General features: G+C 70.9%; 12 protein-coding genes and 1 pseudogene. 9 read left to right on the plus strand and 4 right to left on the minus strand.

The window, feature by feature from the left end:
- Together EAO75_RS02080 and EAO75_RS02085 are read right to left on the minus strand one after the other, a co-directional pair.
- Positions 1–657, minus strand: a pseudogene (locus EAO75_RS02080) (hypothetical protein); the annotation flags it as partial.
- Between the two features lie 183 nt (positions 658–840).
- Positions 841–1,731 carry a septum formation family protein gene (locus EAO75_RS02085; protein WP_147993297.1) on the minus strand — a complete coding sequence of 297 codons (891 nt, stop codon included), beginning with the start codon at positions 1,729–1,731 and terminating at the stop codon, positions 841–843.
- Positions 1,732–1,998: 267 nt separating this feature from the next.
- On the opposite strand from EAO75_RS02085, the gene EAO75_RS02090 reads away from it, so the two are divergent.
- The 4 genes from EAO75_RS02090 to EAO75_RS02105 all read left to right on the plus strand — a co-directional run bounded on the left by EAO75_RS02090 (position 1,999) and on the right by EAO75_RS02105 (position 5,904).
- Positions 1,999–2,616: an RNA polymerase sigma factor gene (locus tag EAO75_RS02090; protein ID WP_147993298.1), complete on the plus strand. Its 618-nt coding sequence runs from the start codon at positions 1,999–2,001 to the stop codon at positions 2,614–2,616.
- 408 nt (positions 2,617–3,024) lie between these two features.
- Complete coding sequence (locus EAO75_RS02095; RefSeq protein WP_147993299.1) at positions 3,025–3,723, plus strand: hypothetical protein; 699 nt, start codon at positions 3,025–3,027, stop codon at positions 3,721–3,723.
- A gap of 406 nt (positions 3,724–4,129) precedes the next feature.
- Positions 4,130–4,792, plus strand: coding sequence for an RNA polymerase sigma factor (locus tag EAO75_RS02100; RefSeq protein ID WP_147993300.1), 663 nt, complete (start codon positions 4,130–4,132; stop codon positions 4,790–4,792).
- Entirely contained in the window at positions 4,792–5,904 is a 1,113-nt protein-coding gene (locus EAO75_RS02105) for a hypothetical protein (RefSeq protein WP_147993301.1), read from the plus strand. Before EAO75_RS02100 ends, EAO75_RS02105 begins: the two co-directional genes overlap by 1 nt.
- 267 nt (positions 5,905–6,171) lie before the next feature.
- On the opposite strand, the gene EAO75_RS02110 is transcribed toward EAO75_RS02105, so the two are convergent.
- Positions 6,172–7,032: a L,D-transpeptidase family protein gene (locus EAO75_RS02110; protein WP_147993302.1), complete on the minus strand. Its 861-nt coding sequence runs from the start codon at positions 7,030–7,032 to the stop codon at positions 6,172–6,174.
- A 160-nt stretch (positions 7,033–7,192) separates the two neighbouring features.
- On the opposite strand from EAO75_RS02110, the gene EAO75_RS02115 reads away from it, so the two are divergent.
- Both EAO75_RS02115 and leuE read left to right on the plus strand, forming a co-directional pair.
- Entirely contained in the window at positions 7,193–8,773 is a 1,581-nt protein-coding gene (locus tag EAO75_RS02115; protein ID WP_147993303.1) for a methylmalonyl-CoA mutase, read from the plus strand.
- Between the two features lie 135 nt (positions 8,774–8,908).
- Positions 8,909–9,556, plus strand: coding sequence for a leucine efflux protein LeuE (leuE, locus tag EAO75_RS02120; protein ID WP_147993304.1), 648 nt, complete (start codon positions 8,909–8,911; stop codon positions 9,554–9,556).
- Here the strand turns inward: leuE and EAO75_RS02125 are convergent, their stop codons facing one another.
- Positions 9,557–10,981 (minus strand): FAD-dependent oxidoreductase, encoded by a 1,425-nt coding sequence (locus EAO75_RS02125; protein ID WP_187284270.1) that lies wholly within the window; start codon positions 10,979–10,981, stop codon positions 9,557–9,559.
- Positions 10,982–11,067: 86 nt separating this feature from the next.
- On the opposite strand from EAO75_RS02125, the gene EAO75_RS02130 reads away from it, so the two are divergent.
- The 3 genes from EAO75_RS02130 to EAO75_RS02140 all read left to right on the plus strand — a co-directional run.
- The gene (locus EAO75_RS02130; protein ID WP_147993305.1) at positions 11,068–11,718 is read left to right on the plus strand and encodes a TetR/AcrR family transcriptional regulator; all 651 of its coding nucleotides are present in this window, start codon (positions 11,068–11,070) and stop codon (positions 11,716–11,718) included.
- A gap of 164 nt (positions 11,719–11,882) precedes the next feature.
- A complete protein-coding gene (locus EAO75_RS02135; protein WP_147993306.1) occupies positions 11,883–12,869 on the plus strand; it encodes a glycosyltransferase family 2 protein in 987 nt (328 codons plus the stop codon).
- A partial coding sequence (locus EAO75_RS02140; RefSeq protein WP_147994234.1) for an alpha-2,8-polysialyltransferase family protein occupies positions 12,866–13,920 on the plus strand: 1,055 nt, incomplete at its 3' end. The genes EAO75_RS02135 and EAO75_RS02140, both read left to right, overlap by 4 nt.

The raw sequence follows: 13,920 nt of genomic DNA on the forward strand, positions 1-13,920 counted from the left end.
CGTGGGCGCCGGGGGGTCGGTCGGTGTGGCCGTCTCCGTGGGCGTGACCGGGTCCGTCGGCACGGGGGTGTCCGTCGCCGGTGCCGTGGTCTCCTCCGCGGCGAAGGCGGCCGGGCGTATCGCGCCCTTCGGGTCCGTGCCCGGGTCGAGCAGCTTGACGTCCATGCCGGCGGGCTGGCCGCCGAGCTCGGTGCCGTCCGCGCTCACGACGCGCACCTCGATGCCGTCGGCGTCGCCGGTCCACACCGACTCGGTGCCGCCGCGCAGGGCCGCCCGCGCGCCCTCCTCGCCGTCCGCCTGGTTCGGTTCGACCGTGACCTTCTGCCAGCCGGACCACTCGCCGGTCTCCAGGTCCCGGGTGCGCACCTCGGGCGTGCCCTTGGCCTTCGCCTCGGGGTCGGTCCAGGTCAGCACCACCGCGCTGAAGCGGTCGGTGTCCTGCTTGGGCAGACCCTTGCGGCCCGAGCCGCGGTCCTTGAGCTTGAGCGTGTGGATGGCCGGTGCACGGCTCTCCCGCTTGGTGCCGGCCGGCGCGGACGGGTCCGCGATGGCGTACGTCACGACACCGGCGCCGCTCAGTACGACGGCTCCCACCGTCAGCCACGCACGTCTCTTGAGGCTGAGCGGTTTGTACGCATGGGTCCTGCGAGGACTCAACTGTCCCACCCCTAGTAAATGGTCACGAGCGCATCACCTGTCACACAGGTGGCACATACAGGCAGCGCACAGACGGCGGGAATTGTCACTCGCGGACGAGTCCGTACGAAGAACGTCACTTACTGTCAACAAACAAGCGGGGCCAGGTCCTTGACGGACCCGGCCCCGCTGCTGAGGGGAGCGTCAGCTCGCCCAGACCTCGGCGTCGTCGGCCGGGACGGTGGTGGCCAGGCCCAGCTCCTTGCGGGCGGCGACCGTCTTGTTCGGGTCGATGCCGGTGAAGGCCGAGTCGTAGGCGATGTAGAACGCGTCGGCGTCGGCGGCCTGCGCGGCCTTCGTCCAGTGCGCGGCCGTCTTCTTCAGCTGCGCGCGGAGCTTGCCGACCTCCGCGCCCTCGATGCCGTCCAGGCCCTTGACGTGCGCGTCGAGGGCGGCCGCGACGGCCTTGGCCTGCGCCTTGTAGCCGGGCAGGTCCTCCTCGACGGTGTCCTTCTCGGGCTGGGTCGTCCACAGCGCCTCGTAGACGCCGTTCGAACCCTTCAGGAAGGTGGTCTGCTCCGCCTTCAACGACTTCGCGTCGGGGTTCAGCTCGCCGGTGAAGGTGCCCGACTCCTTGGTGTAGGTGCAGCTCACGGCGCGGTCACCCGTCGCCCAGCTCTCCTTGGTGGGGGTGTAGTAGAAGATCGCGACGCCCTTGGGGAGCGCCCAGGTGTCCGGGGCGAACTTCCCCGCCTCGACCGGGCACCGCTTGTCGGCGATCGCCGAGATCGCGTCGTCGCCGGGGTACGCCTTCTCCTCGGTGATCGAGAACTCACCGGCGACCTGACCGGCGTGCGCCTCGGCGCACGGCACGATCTCGACGGTGTAGGCGGTGCCCTCGCCCTTGCTGTTCGGGTTGTAGCAGTCCCCGATGTCCAGCGAGTACACCGAGCGCTGGCGAGCCACCTTCTTCGCGCCGTCCTTGGCGCCGTCGACGGCGTCCGAGACCTCCGAACACCCCACCGCGCCGATCGCGAGCAGAGCGACGACGGCTGATATGCCGCGAAGAGAACGATAAGGGGCAGCGATTGCCATGACGTGTACATCCTCTTAAGTGATCTTTATGGGGGGCGCGGGCGGCATCGTATGCCATCCCTGTGACATGAATGTGCGAAGGCCCCTGCCTCATCACGGCGTTTCTGACTCGCGACCGGTCGCGAGGGTTGTAGGGCGGCCGCTTCCGGGCGGGCCCTGTGACACTTCTGTGAGCTCGGGCGCTGATGACCGTGGAGGGACGTGGGCAAGGGTGGCCGCGCCGCGAGGTGTGGATCCGCCACGAACCGGTACGGACGAGGACAGTTCTTGGGCCAGGGAGGGGAACCCCGCCGCGTGCGCGCGCACGACGGGGAATTGGGCGCGGCCGTGGCGCGAGCCCAGGAGGGTGACGAGGCCGCGTTCGCGGTCGCGTACCGGCTGGTGCAGCCCGCACTGCTCGGGTTCTTGCGCGGGCTGGTCGGGGACGACGCGGAGGACGTGGCGTCCGACGCCTGGCTGGAGATCGCCCGGGACCTCGGCCGCTTCAAGGGCGACGGGACCGGGTTCCGGGGCTGGACCGCGACGATCGCCCGGCACCGGGCGCTGGACCATCTGCGCCGGCAGAAGGTACGACCCCGGTCGTCGGCGTTGGAACAGGACGTACTGGACCTGCCCGGCCCGCACAGCACGTACGACCAGGCGGTGGAGTCGATCTCCACGGAGCAGGCCCTGGAGCTGGTCAGCGGGCTGCCGCGGGACCAGGCCGAGGCCGTGCTGCTGCGGGTGATCGTCGGCCTCGACGCCCCGGCCGCCGCGCGCGTGCTCGGCAAGCGCCCGGGTGCGGTGCGCACGGCCGCGTACCGGGGGCTGAAGCGTCTGGCCAAGCAGCTGGGCGTCCAAGGTGTGACGGATGACGGCCCCCGGACGCTGGGGGAATCGAAATGAACAGTGAGGGTGACGACGGCGGCAGGGTGACTGCCCTGCCGGACTGCCGTCGTTGACCGGTCGACGAACGGGCGCGTGAGTCGTACGGGGCCTGACGTACGTACAGGCTCTACGGACTCGTAAGTCACAGCTGTCACATTGATTACGTAGGCCACATGGGTCATCGCGACTGCATGGGCCTGAGAGCCATATGGGCCAGGCGGGACGTGTGCGACACGCACACCCCGTAGGTCGATCGAGGAAGTCGGACAGGGACGGTAGACGGACATGGGTGAACAGCAGAGCGGCGGTGGGGCCCCCGGCCGTCGGCGTGTGCACCCTGGCGGCGTCCCTTCCGGTCACGGCTCGGGCCACGCCACCGGTCATGCGTCCGGGCAGGGCTCAGGTCCTGCACTCGGGGCGAACGCGGTGCTCGACGACGAGGCGCTGGAGGCGCTGCTCTCCGCCGCCGTACTGCGCGGACACCGCCTGGACGTCGAGGGCGAGCAGCGGGCGGTGGCGGCCTTCCGGGCCGCCCGGGACGCCGGGGCGCACCGCGCGCGCACCCGGCGCCGCGACGACTGGCGGCCGCGCGAGCAGCGGCGACTGGCGCTGTCGCTGAAGACCATGCTCTCCGTGTTCGTCGCTAGCCTCACCCTCGGCGGGGCGGCGTTCGCCGCGATCGGCACGTCCGGCTTCTCGGACGACTCCGCCGAGGACAAGGGCAGGCCCACCCCGGCCAGCAGCGCTCCCGACCCGTCGCTGGCGTCCGGCGCCGCCTCCGCAAAGCCCGGCCATCCGGGCACCGCCCAGGACACCGAGGCCAAGTGCCGCGCCTACGACCAGGTCAAGGACAGCGGCAAGGCCCTGGACTCGACGTCCTGGCAGCGGTTCCTCACGGCGGCCGGCGGCGTGGACAAGGTGGCCGCGTACTGCGCCGAGCAGCTGGCGGCGGCGAAGAGCGGGCCCACGAAGAAGGCCGAGCCGACCGAGAAGGCCGAGCCGACGAAGAAGGCCGAGCCGACCAAGAAGGCCAACGGTGGCGGCGCCACCGGCAACGGCCAGGACAGCAGTGAGAGCGAGAGCGAGAACGCGAATTCCGGCAAGAACGCCGAGAAGAAGGACTGACTCGGGGGGCCCAGGTCCCGGGTCCAGGGGCGGGGGCCAACGGCGTTCCCCGGCCGGGCGATGACCTGCTGAAGACCCGCGGCTTCGACCTGCGGCTCAGGCTCGCGAGACCGGGCCCCGGATGCGCACCGAGGCAACGGCCGGGGCCGCCACCCCCCACAGGAGAGGCCCCGGCCGTCGCGCGGCACGGGCCGCGCGGCGGCCCGTACTCTCTACAGCGCCATGACTGCGTTTTCTGTCACACCCGGGCGGACAGAACGAGGATTCTCGGGTAGTTGCATGTTGTACGGACATGGACGGGCAGCGGTTTCAGGCCGTAACGTGCCTTTCGCGCCGGACGCGGTGGGTGTATGACCACCGCAACGACCTGCGGTCTTGGAACCGCAACCACCAATTGAGGTACGTAGTGCTGGGGGACGACGCGGAGCTGACCGCCGCGGTGCTTGCGGCACAGGACGGGGACGAGACCGCGTTCCGGACTGTGTACCGCTCCGTGCACCCGCGGCTGCTCGGATACGTGCGGACGCTGGTCGGCGACCCGGACGCCGAGGACGTGGCCTCGGAAGCGTGGCTGCAGATAGCGCGTGACCTGGAGCGGTTCAGCGGGGACGCGGACCGCTTTCGCGGCTGGGCGGCCCGGATAGCCCGTAACCGCGCGCTCGACCACATACGCATGCGCGGCCGCCGGCCCGCGATCGGCGGCGACGAGACGGAGCTGACCGGGAAGGCCGGCGAGTCCGACACCGCGGGCGAGGCCATCGAGGCCCTGGCCACCGACGGCACCCTCTCCCTCATCGCGCGGCTGCCGCAGGACCAGGCCGAGGCCGTCGTGCTGCGCGTGGTCGTGGGGCTCGACGCCAAGACGGCCGCGGAGACGCTCGGCAAGCGTCCGGGTGCCGTACGGACCGCCGCGCACCGGGGCCTGAAGCGGCTCGCCGAGTTGCTCGGCGACGATCCGGAATCGGCCGGGGTGCTCGACGCCCTGCCTCCCCAGCGAGAAGCGCGCGGCCGTGCGGTGACGTCGGCGAGTGTGACGCATATGCGTTCGCGGACGCAGAAGGATGTGTGATGGCCGACGAGCAGTACAGGTGGCTGGACCGCGAAACGGCGGAGCGTTTGCTGCGCGGAGAGTCACTCGAAGCTGTCGACGCGGCCGACCGCGACGAAGCCCAACGCCTCGCCAAGACGCTTGAGGCCCTGACCGTCGAAACCCCGCTGACCAGCGAGGAACTCCCCGGAGAGGCCGCCGCGTTGGCGGCGTTCCGTGCGGCGCGCGCGGGCCGGAGCGAGGCCGGCGCCACCGTCGGCGACGGCCCCGGCCGGTTCGCCCCCGAGACCGCCGACGTCCCTCTCGTGCAGCTCGGCGGCTCCGCCCGTGTCCTGCGCCGCCCCCGCTGGGCCCGTCCCGTACGGCTCGGTCTCGCCGCCGCGCTGGCCGTCGGCATGGTCGGCGGAATCACGGTCGCAGCCGGAACCGGAGTCCTGCCGACGCTGTTCGACCGGAACGAACCGGGTCGCCCGGCCGCCACGGTCTCCGCGCCCGTACCCCCGGAACACCCGCTCATCTCGCCCTCCCCGCAGACCGGTGGCGACGAGGAGCCCACGCCCGACGGCGGCTCCGAACACCCCACCGCCTCCGGCTCCCCCGAGGACCCGGCGGCACCCGGCGGCCCGGCCGCGGATCACGACTCCGCGTCGAAGGACGGGAAGGACGGGGCGAAGCCCGGCAGCTGGTGGCAGGCCGTCACCTCCTACTGCCGTGACGTACGCGACGGCAGACCGCTGCCCCCGGACCGCCGCCGCACCCTCGAAGGCGCGGCGGGCAGCAGCGCCCGCGTGTGGAAGTACTGCAAGAAGGTCCTCGCCGGCGCCGGCGAGAGCACCCGGTCCCAGCGCGACGGCGGCGAGGGCGACGGCAACGACACGGGCCGGGGCAAGGGCGACGACGACCAGGACAAGGACCGAGGCAAGGGCCACGGGAAGGGCAACGGCAAGGGCGACCGGAACGGCAGGGACCGGAGCGACGACGAGGACCACTCCCGTGGCCACCGCGACCGCGACGGCCGGCACTCGGACGCCGCCGCGCGGACCTCGTCGACCCTGACCGGCCTCCTGCCGGACCGCACCACGCTGCGCCTTGTCGCGTCCACGCCCACGCTCAGGTCGTCCAGCGCGCTCTGAGCGCGACGTACGACGCCCCGAGCAGGACACACGTCGTCGCCTCTCCATCACAAGCCTCTGACCTGCGGTTTTATGATTTCGGGAAAATACTTCGGCCTGAGGGTGACGTTTTCGGCCGCTACGGCGCTGATGAGAGTGAGCCGACTGGTCATCGGCCGTAGCACAGAGCCGGGGTTCCCCCCGTACCTGCGGCTCGTGCATCGGCGCGGGCGGGACACGTTCCCCCGGTCCCGCCCGCGCCCCACATCCGCACTCCGTCTGCGCGCCTCACCAGTGGACGACGACCTTGTCGCCGTTCCGCACCTGGGCGAACATCTGCGCGATGGCCGGCTCGTCGCTCACGTTGACACAGCCGTGCGAGGCTCCGGCGTAACCCCTGGCCGCGAAGTCGGACGAGTAGTGCACCGCCTGGCCGCCGCTGAAGAACATCGCGTACGGCATGGGGGAGTCATAGAGCGTCGACACATGGTGCCGTGACTTCCAGTAGACGGTGAACTCACCTTCCCGGGTCGGCGTGTACTGCGAGCCGAACCGCACCGACACCTCCACCACCGTGCGCCCGTCGACCATCCAGCGCAGGGTCCGGCTGGACTTGCTGATGCACAGCACCCGGCCGGTCAGACACCGCGCGTCCGGCGCGTCGGCCGGCTGACCGCCCATCAGATACAGGTCCCACATGCCGGGTTCGCGCGTCATCGCCAGCAGCCGCTCCCAGGTCACCTCGTCGGTCCGCCCCGTCTCGGGCAGCCCGCGCTTGCCCTGGAAGCCCTTGACCGCCTGCTCGGTGAGGTCGTCGTAGGTCCCGGTCGGCCCGTCGAAGAGCCAGGCGACCTGCCGCAGCCGCGCCTGGAGCTCGCGCACGTCACGGCCCGTGTCGCCGCGCGCCCACAGCACGACGGGCGCCGCGGGTGCCGTCGTCGAGCGCGGCTTGTCGTCGGGCCTCGCCGACTTCGAGGACGGCGACCCGCTCGGGAGCTCTATGTGCACCGGCGAGTGCCGTTCGCCTTCGGAGGCCTGCACGGTGCAGCCGCACAGCACGGTAAGTGTGGCGCCCGCGGCGAGCACCGCGCTGGACCTGCCCCTGCCTCTACCTCTGGTTCGCACCTTCCGCGTATCCCCGGTACGCATCCTTGCCATGCCCCTGATACGCATCCCGCCCCCCGGTGTCTCAGCGCGACCCCCCGACCGGCCGCTCGACGTCACCCTGAGATGCTCCCCGCGGGTGACCCCCGGCGAACTACGGGGCATGGTGGGAGACGGAGTGGGACACAACGCGGAGGGACACACCATGACGCGTGAGTCGGAGTCCGGACTGCCCATCGAGCCGGTGTACGGGCCGGGCGCGCTGACCGGCTGGGACCCGGCGCAGAAGCTGGGCGAGCCGGGCTCGTACCCCTTCACCCGGGGCGTGTACCCGACCATGTACACCGGCCGCCCCTGGACGATGCGCCAGTACGCCGGATTCGGCACGGCGACGGAGTCCAACGCCCGCTACCGGCAGCTCATCGCCCACGGCACGACCGGCCTGTCGGTCGCCTTCGACCTGCCCACCCAGATGGGCCATGACTCCGACGCCCCGATCGCGCACGGCGAGGTCGGCAAGGTGGGCGTGGCCATCGACTCGATCGACGACATGCGGGTGCTGTTCGGCGGGATCCCGCTGGACCAGGTGTCGACATCGATGACGATCAACGCGCCCGCGGCCCTGCTGCTGCTCCTCTACCAGCTGGTCGCCGAGGAGCAGGGCGTGAGCGCCGACCGGCTCACCGGCACGATCCAGAACGACGTGCTGAAGGAGTACATCGCCCGCGGCACGTACATCTTCCCGCCGAAGCCCTCCCTCCGGCTGATCGCCGACATCTTCAGGTACTGCAGGGCCGAGATCCCGAAGTGGAACACGATCTCGATCTCCGGCTACCACATGGCCGAGGCGGGCGCGTCACCCGCGCAGGAGATCGCCTTCACGCTCGCCGACGGCGTCGAGTACGTCCGCACGGCTCTCGCGGCGGGCATGGACGTCGACGACTTCGCGCCCAGGCTGTCCTTCTTCTTCGTGGCCCGGACGACGCTCGTGGAGGAGGTCGCCAAGTTCCGCGCCGCCCGCCGCATCTGGGCTCGGGTGATGCGCGAGGAGTTCGGCGCGCAGGACCCCAAGTCCCTGATGCTGCGCTTCCACACCCAGACGGCCGGCGTGCAGCTGACGGCCCAGCAGCCGGAGGTGAACCTGGTGCGGGTCGCGGTGCAGGGCCTCGCGGCGGTCCTCGGCGGCACCCAGTCCCTGCACACGAACTCCTTCGACGAGGCCATCGCGCTGCCCACGGACAAGTCGGCCCGACTCGCCCTGCGCACCCAGCAGGTGCTGGCCTACGAGACGGACGTGACGGCGACGGTCGACCCGTTCGCCGGTTCCTACGTCATCGAGCGGATGACGGACGACCTGGAGGCGGCGGCGGTCGGGCTGATGCGGCGGGTCGAGGACCTCGGGGGCGCGGTGGCGGCCATCGAGCACGGCTTCCAGAAGAGCGAGATCGAGCACAGCGCGTACCGGATCGCTCAGGAGACCGACTCCGGCGAGCGGGTTGTCGTGGGCGTCAACCGCTTCCAGCTGGACGAGGAGGAGCCCTACGAGCCCCTTCGCGTCGACCCCGCCATCGAGGCCCAGCAGGCCGAACGCCTGGCGAGCCTGCGCGCCGCGCGCGACGGGCAGGCGGTGGACGCGGCCCTGACCGCCCTGAAGAAGGCGGCCGAGGGCGAGGACAACGTCCTGTACCCGATGAAGGAGGCGCTACGGGCCCGGGCGACCGTGGGCGAGGTGTGCGGCGCGCTGCGCGAGGTTTGGGGGACGTACGTCCCGTCGGACACCTTCTGACCGGCCCGACCGGCCCGACCGGCCCGATCGGCCGGCCTGCCCCGGCCCGACCCGCCCGCCCCGTCCGACCCGCCTGATCTGCCGGATCTGAGACGCCCGGGCGGAATGTCAGAGCCCCGTGCGACACTCCCTCTCATGCTCGGTGTCATCGATCTCCCCACCTATCTGGCCGGTCTCGTCCTGATCGTCCTGCTGCCCGGCCCCAACTCGCTGTACGTGCTGTCCGTTGCCGCCCGCCGCGGGATCCGGTCCGGGTACACCGCCGCGGCCGGAGTGTGGTGCGGGGACACCGTGCTGATGACCCTCTCCGCCGCCGGAGTCGCTTCGCTGCTCCAGGCGAACGCCGTGCTGTTCGGAATCGTGAAGTACGCCGGAGCCGGCTACCTGACCTGGCTGGCGATCGGCATGCTGCGGGCCGCCTGGGCGATGTGGCGGACCCGGCGGGAGAAGGCGCCCACCGAGACGCCGGAGGCCGTCACCGACGAGCGGCCCTTCCGCCGCGCCTTCGTCATCAGTCTCCTCAACCCCAAGGCGATCCTGTTCTTCGTCGCCTTCTTCGTGCAGTTCGTCGACCCCGGATACGCCTACCCGGCGCTGTCGTTCGTCGTCCTCGGGGCCTTCGCGCAGGTGGCGAGCTTCCTGTACCTCACGGCGCTGATATTCAGCGGCACCAAGCTGGCGACTGCCTTCCGGCGCCGCAAGCGCCTGTCGGCGGGCGCGACATCGGCGGCGGGAGCGCTCTTCCTCGGGTTCGCGGTGAAGCTGTCCCTCGCCGGTTCGTGACTACAGGCCGGTGCGCTCCAGGTACCGCGGCAGCCCGTCGCCGGTATCGCCCGCCCAGCCCACATAGCCGTCCGGCCGTACCAGGAACAGGCCCGTCCCGTACGACTCCTGCGCCGCGCCGCGGACCACGCTGACCGCCCCGGGCAGCTCCGGCGCCCGCACGCCGACCGCCACCAGCGTCCAGTGCGGTCCCCGGAAGGCGTCGAACAGCCGCACGCCGCCCAGCGTCCCGTCCGGTGCGCGGTCGCCCGCCCGCACCGCCCCCGGGGCCTGCCGAGTCTCCGCCGTCAGACTCGTCTCCCGGTACCCGAGGCCCAGCTGGCGCGTCGCCTGCCCGCGCCGCACCTCACCGCGGTGCACGCTCGTCGACAGCCCGAGCATGTCCGCCGCGATGGGCCGCCGTTCCTCCTCGTAGGTCTCCAGCAGGGCCTCGTCCGCCCCGTCCCGCAGGACCGCTCCCAGCTTCCATCCCAGGTTGTAGGCGTCCTGCACGCTGGTGTTGAGGCCCTGCCCGCCGGCCGGTGAGTGGACGTGCGCGGCGTCCCCCGCGAGGAACACCCGCCCGTCCCGGAACCGGTCCGCGAGCGCCGCCCGCGGCCGGAAGTTCGAGGCCCACCGCACCTCGGTCACGTCTTCGGGCGCCAGATGCGAGCGCGCGGCGACGACCTTGCGCACACCCTCCAGGGAGAGGTCCACCGGCGAGCCGTCCGTGAACTGCGCCGTGACCTGGAAGTCCTCCGTGCCCGCGAGGGGGCAGATGGCGAGGAAGCCGTCGCCCTCCGGGCGGGGCGGGAAGATGTGCCAGTTGTCGCGGTCCAGACCGGTGATCCTGACGTCCGCCACCAGCGTCGGGTTCGGGTCGACAGTCTCGCCGGTCATACCGATGCCCAGGGCCCGGCGCACGGCCGAGCGGCCGCCGTCGGCGGCGACCACGTACCGCGCGCGGACGCTCTCGCCGGCCGCGAAGCGGACCGTCACCCCGGCCTCGTCCTGGGCGACCCCGACGACCTTCCGGCCGAAGGCGACCTTCCCGCCCAGCTCCCGCAGCCGCGCGAAGAGGATCCGCTGGGTCCGCCACTGCGGGACCATCCACGGCTCGTCGTACGGAGAGTCCTCCGTCGCCTCGGCGGGGTCGAACATCCGGTGCTCGCCGACCCGCTCGCCGTCCTGCCAGAGCATCCCGACCGGGTAGCTGCCGCCCGCCGCCCGGATCGGGTCGAGCACGCCCAGGTCGTCGAAGACCTCCATCGTGCGGGGCTGGATCCCCTTGCCGCGCGAGCCCGGGAACAGCTCCTCGGCCCGCTCCACGACCAGCGCGTCCACGCCGCGCCGCGCGAGGTCGATGCCGAGGGCCAGTCCGGTCGGCCCCGCGCCCACGATCACTACGTCCACTACATCCACTACATCCACTGGGTCCGTGGACATAACATCCATGTTCATGCCATTCCCCCTTAACGTTGTTAAGTGCTGTCGACCACGAGAGTGCCCTTAACGCCGTTAAGCTGTCAAGCGTGACTACGGAACGACGAGCGCCCCTCGACCGCGGACGCGTCGCGGCCACCGCCCTCGAACTGCTGAACGAGGTCGGCCTGGACGGCCTGAGCCTGCGGGCCATCGCCAAGGAGTTGGACGTCAAGGCGCCGGCCCTGTACTGGCACTTCAAGGACAAGCAGGCCCTGCTCGACGAGATGGCGACCGAGATGTACCGCCGGATGCTCGCCGGGACGCCCCTCGACCCGGACGACACCTGGCGGGAGCGGCTGCTGAAGGCCAACCGCGGACTGCGCGCGGCGCTGCTCGGCTACCGCGACGGGGCCAAGGTCTTCAGCGGCTCACGCTTCACGGGCATCGTGCACGCCGAGCAGATGGAGGACACGCTGCGGGTGTTCACGGCCGCGGGGTTCTCCCTCGCGCACGCGGTCCGCGCGACCTCGACGACGTACCTCTACACGCTCGGCTTCGTCACGGAGGAGCAGGGCGTCGTGCCGCAGCCGGGGATGCGTCGTGAGGGCTACGACATCGACGAACGCGCCCGCCTGATGGCCGACTTTCCGCTGTCGGCTCAGGCGGGCGCGGAGATCTTCACCGATTACGACCGGCACTTCGAGGACGGCCTGGCGCTGGTCATCGCCGGGATCGAGGCGCGGTACGGGGGTCGGTGAGGGCCAGTCGTCCGGCCGCGGGTAAGTCCTCGCTGGGGATTCGCGGAAAAGGAGGTCGGGCCGTTACTTTTCGTTCACCTGATGGCTGCCAAGGGGTCAATGTCCGGCGTCGAACGTCTCCTACGGTCGCAGGGATCCGCCCCGGAGAGAGCCCAGGTGTACGCGTGACCAACCGCCCCCCGACACTGTCCGTGATCGTCCCTTGCTACAACATCGAGTCGTATGTCCCCGAGACCGTGACCAGCCTGGTCAACAACGAACGGGACGACTTCGAGTTCATCTTCGTCGAGGACAGGTCCACCAAGGACAAGACGTACGAAGCGTTGCTGACGCTGACGAAGAGACTCAAGAACAGCCGGGTGATACGGCACGAGCAGAACGGCGGACTGGCCACCGCGCGCAACACCGGCATCGACGCCTCCGAGGCCCGCTACCTCACCTTCCTCGACGGTGACGACTGGCTCGCCCCGGGCTATCTCGCGGATCTCGTGGACGCCATCGAGCGGTTCGACGTCGACTTCGTGCGCACCGACCACGTCCAGGTCACCGGCATCGAGCGGACCGTGCACCGGGCCCCCGAGGGCCGCCGCCACACCCCCCTCGACCCGCGCACCTCGATCCTCCCGGTCGACGACACCACCATGGTCGACTACCCCTACGCCTGGGCCGGCATCTACCACCGCCGCCTCCTCGACAAGGGCATGCTGCGCTTCCACGACGGACTGAAGACCGCCGAGGACCGCCCCTGGATCTGGGACCTGCACCGCAGGGCCGACTCCTACGCCGTCGCCAGTCTGCGCGGCGTCTTCTACCGCCGCGGCGTGGCCAGCTCGCTCACTCAGATCGGTGACGTTCGCCAGCTGGACTTCTTCCGCTCCTTCGACCTGGTCCTCGCCGAGCTCGCCGACGACCCCGAGGTGGGCAAGCTGCGCAAGAAGGCGCTGCGCAACTACTGCGTCGTCATCGCGCACCAGCTGCTCAGCCGCGGCCGGTTCGAGCGCAGCATCGCTGCCAAGCTGAAGCAGATGGCCGCCGAGGCGCTGGGCAGGATGTCGGAGGACGAACTGGAAGAGGCCCTCGTCGGGATGGGCGAGGAGCGCGTGTACATGCTGCGCCGGATACGGGGTGGCATGAAGGGAGTGGCGGCATGATCCAGATGTTCTTCTCGGCCACGCAGTACGCGGCCGCGACGGTCACCGCCGCCATCCGTGCCGGCCAGTTCGGGCCGCGCGAGGGCGTTCGCCGCATACTCGTCGTCAGCAACACCGCCGCCATCCCCGAGGTCGGCACCCCGCTGAACAAGATGGCCGGCTTCGAGAAGCTGGCCCCCGAGTTCGACGAGGTGCGCTCCTGGAACGACTTCATCTCCCCGCACCACCCGGCCGGCTGGTCCCCCCGGGGCCAGGACACCCTGCTGTGGGAGAAGGCCGTACGCCTCGCCTGGAACCTGGGCGACGAGCCCGTCGAGATCGCCTGCGAGTCGATCCAGGCCAACCCCTCCCGCGCGGTCGCGGACATCTTCGCGGACAGCCCGATCCATGTGTACGCGGACGGCCTGATGAGCTACGGCCCCACCCGCAACCGCATCCCGCACGGCATGAGCAGCCGCATCAAGCGCGTCCTGCATCTGGACCTGGTGCCGGGCCTGACGCCCATGCTCCTCGCGGAGTACGGCGTCGAGCCCGAGGCCGTTCCGAACGAGGCGATCGTCGACGTGCTGGCGCAGATCGGCGAGTCCGGCGCCGGCATCCTCGCCGAGCGCCTCCCGGCCGACAACCCGCCCACCGCCGTCCTCCTCGGCCAGTACCTCTCGGCCATCGACCTGATCACCCAGGACGAGGAGGAGCAGCTGCACATCCGCTTCCTGCGTGCCGCGGCCCGGGCCGGTCACCAGGACGTGCTGTTCAAGCCGCACCCGAGCGCGCCGGCGGTCTTCAACGAGTCCCTGGAAGCGGTCGCCAAGGAACTCGGCGTCAACCTCACGGTCCTCAACGAGCCCGTCCTCGCCGAGACCGTCTTCGCCTTCCTGAAGCCGAAGCTCGTCATCGGCTGCTTCTCGACGGCACTGATGACCGCCGCCGCCTTCTACGGCATCCCGGTCGCCCGCGTCGGCACGGAACTGCTCCTCGAACGCATCACGCCGTACGAGAACAGCAACCGCYTSCCGCTGACCATCYTCGACGCGGCCCTGCCGAACGCGGA

This window comes from Streptomyces sp. UW30 (assembly GCF_008042075.1).
Taxonomy (GTDB): Bacteria; Actinomycetota; Actinomycetes; order Streptomycetales; family Streptomycetaceae; genus Streptomyces.

Coding starts and splice junctions, on each gene's coding strand:
- EAO75_RS02085 (WP_147993297.1), bottom strand. CDS start 1,731: ATGGCAATCGCTGCCCCTTATCGTTCTCTTCGCGGCATATCAGCCGTC.
- EAO75_RS02115 (WP_147993303.1), top strand. CDS start 7,193: ATGACGCGTGAGTCGGAGTCCGGACTGCCCATCGAGCCGGTGTACGGG.
- leuE (WP_147993304.1), top strand. CDS start 8,909: ATGCTCGGTGTCATCGATCTCCCCACCTATCTGGCCGGTCTCGTCCTG.
- EAO75_RS02110 (WP_147993302.1), bottom strand. CDS start 7,032: ATGCGTACCGGGGATACGCGGAAGGTGCGAACCAGAGGTAGAGGCAGG.
- EAO75_RS02125 (WP_187284270.1), bottom strand. CDS start 10,981: ATGTCCACGGACCCAGTGGATGTAGTGGATGTAGTGGACGTAGTGATC.
- EAO75_RS02105 (WP_147993301.1), top strand. CDS start 4,792: ATGGCCGACGAGCAGTACAGGTGGCTGGACCGCGAAACGGCGGAGCGT.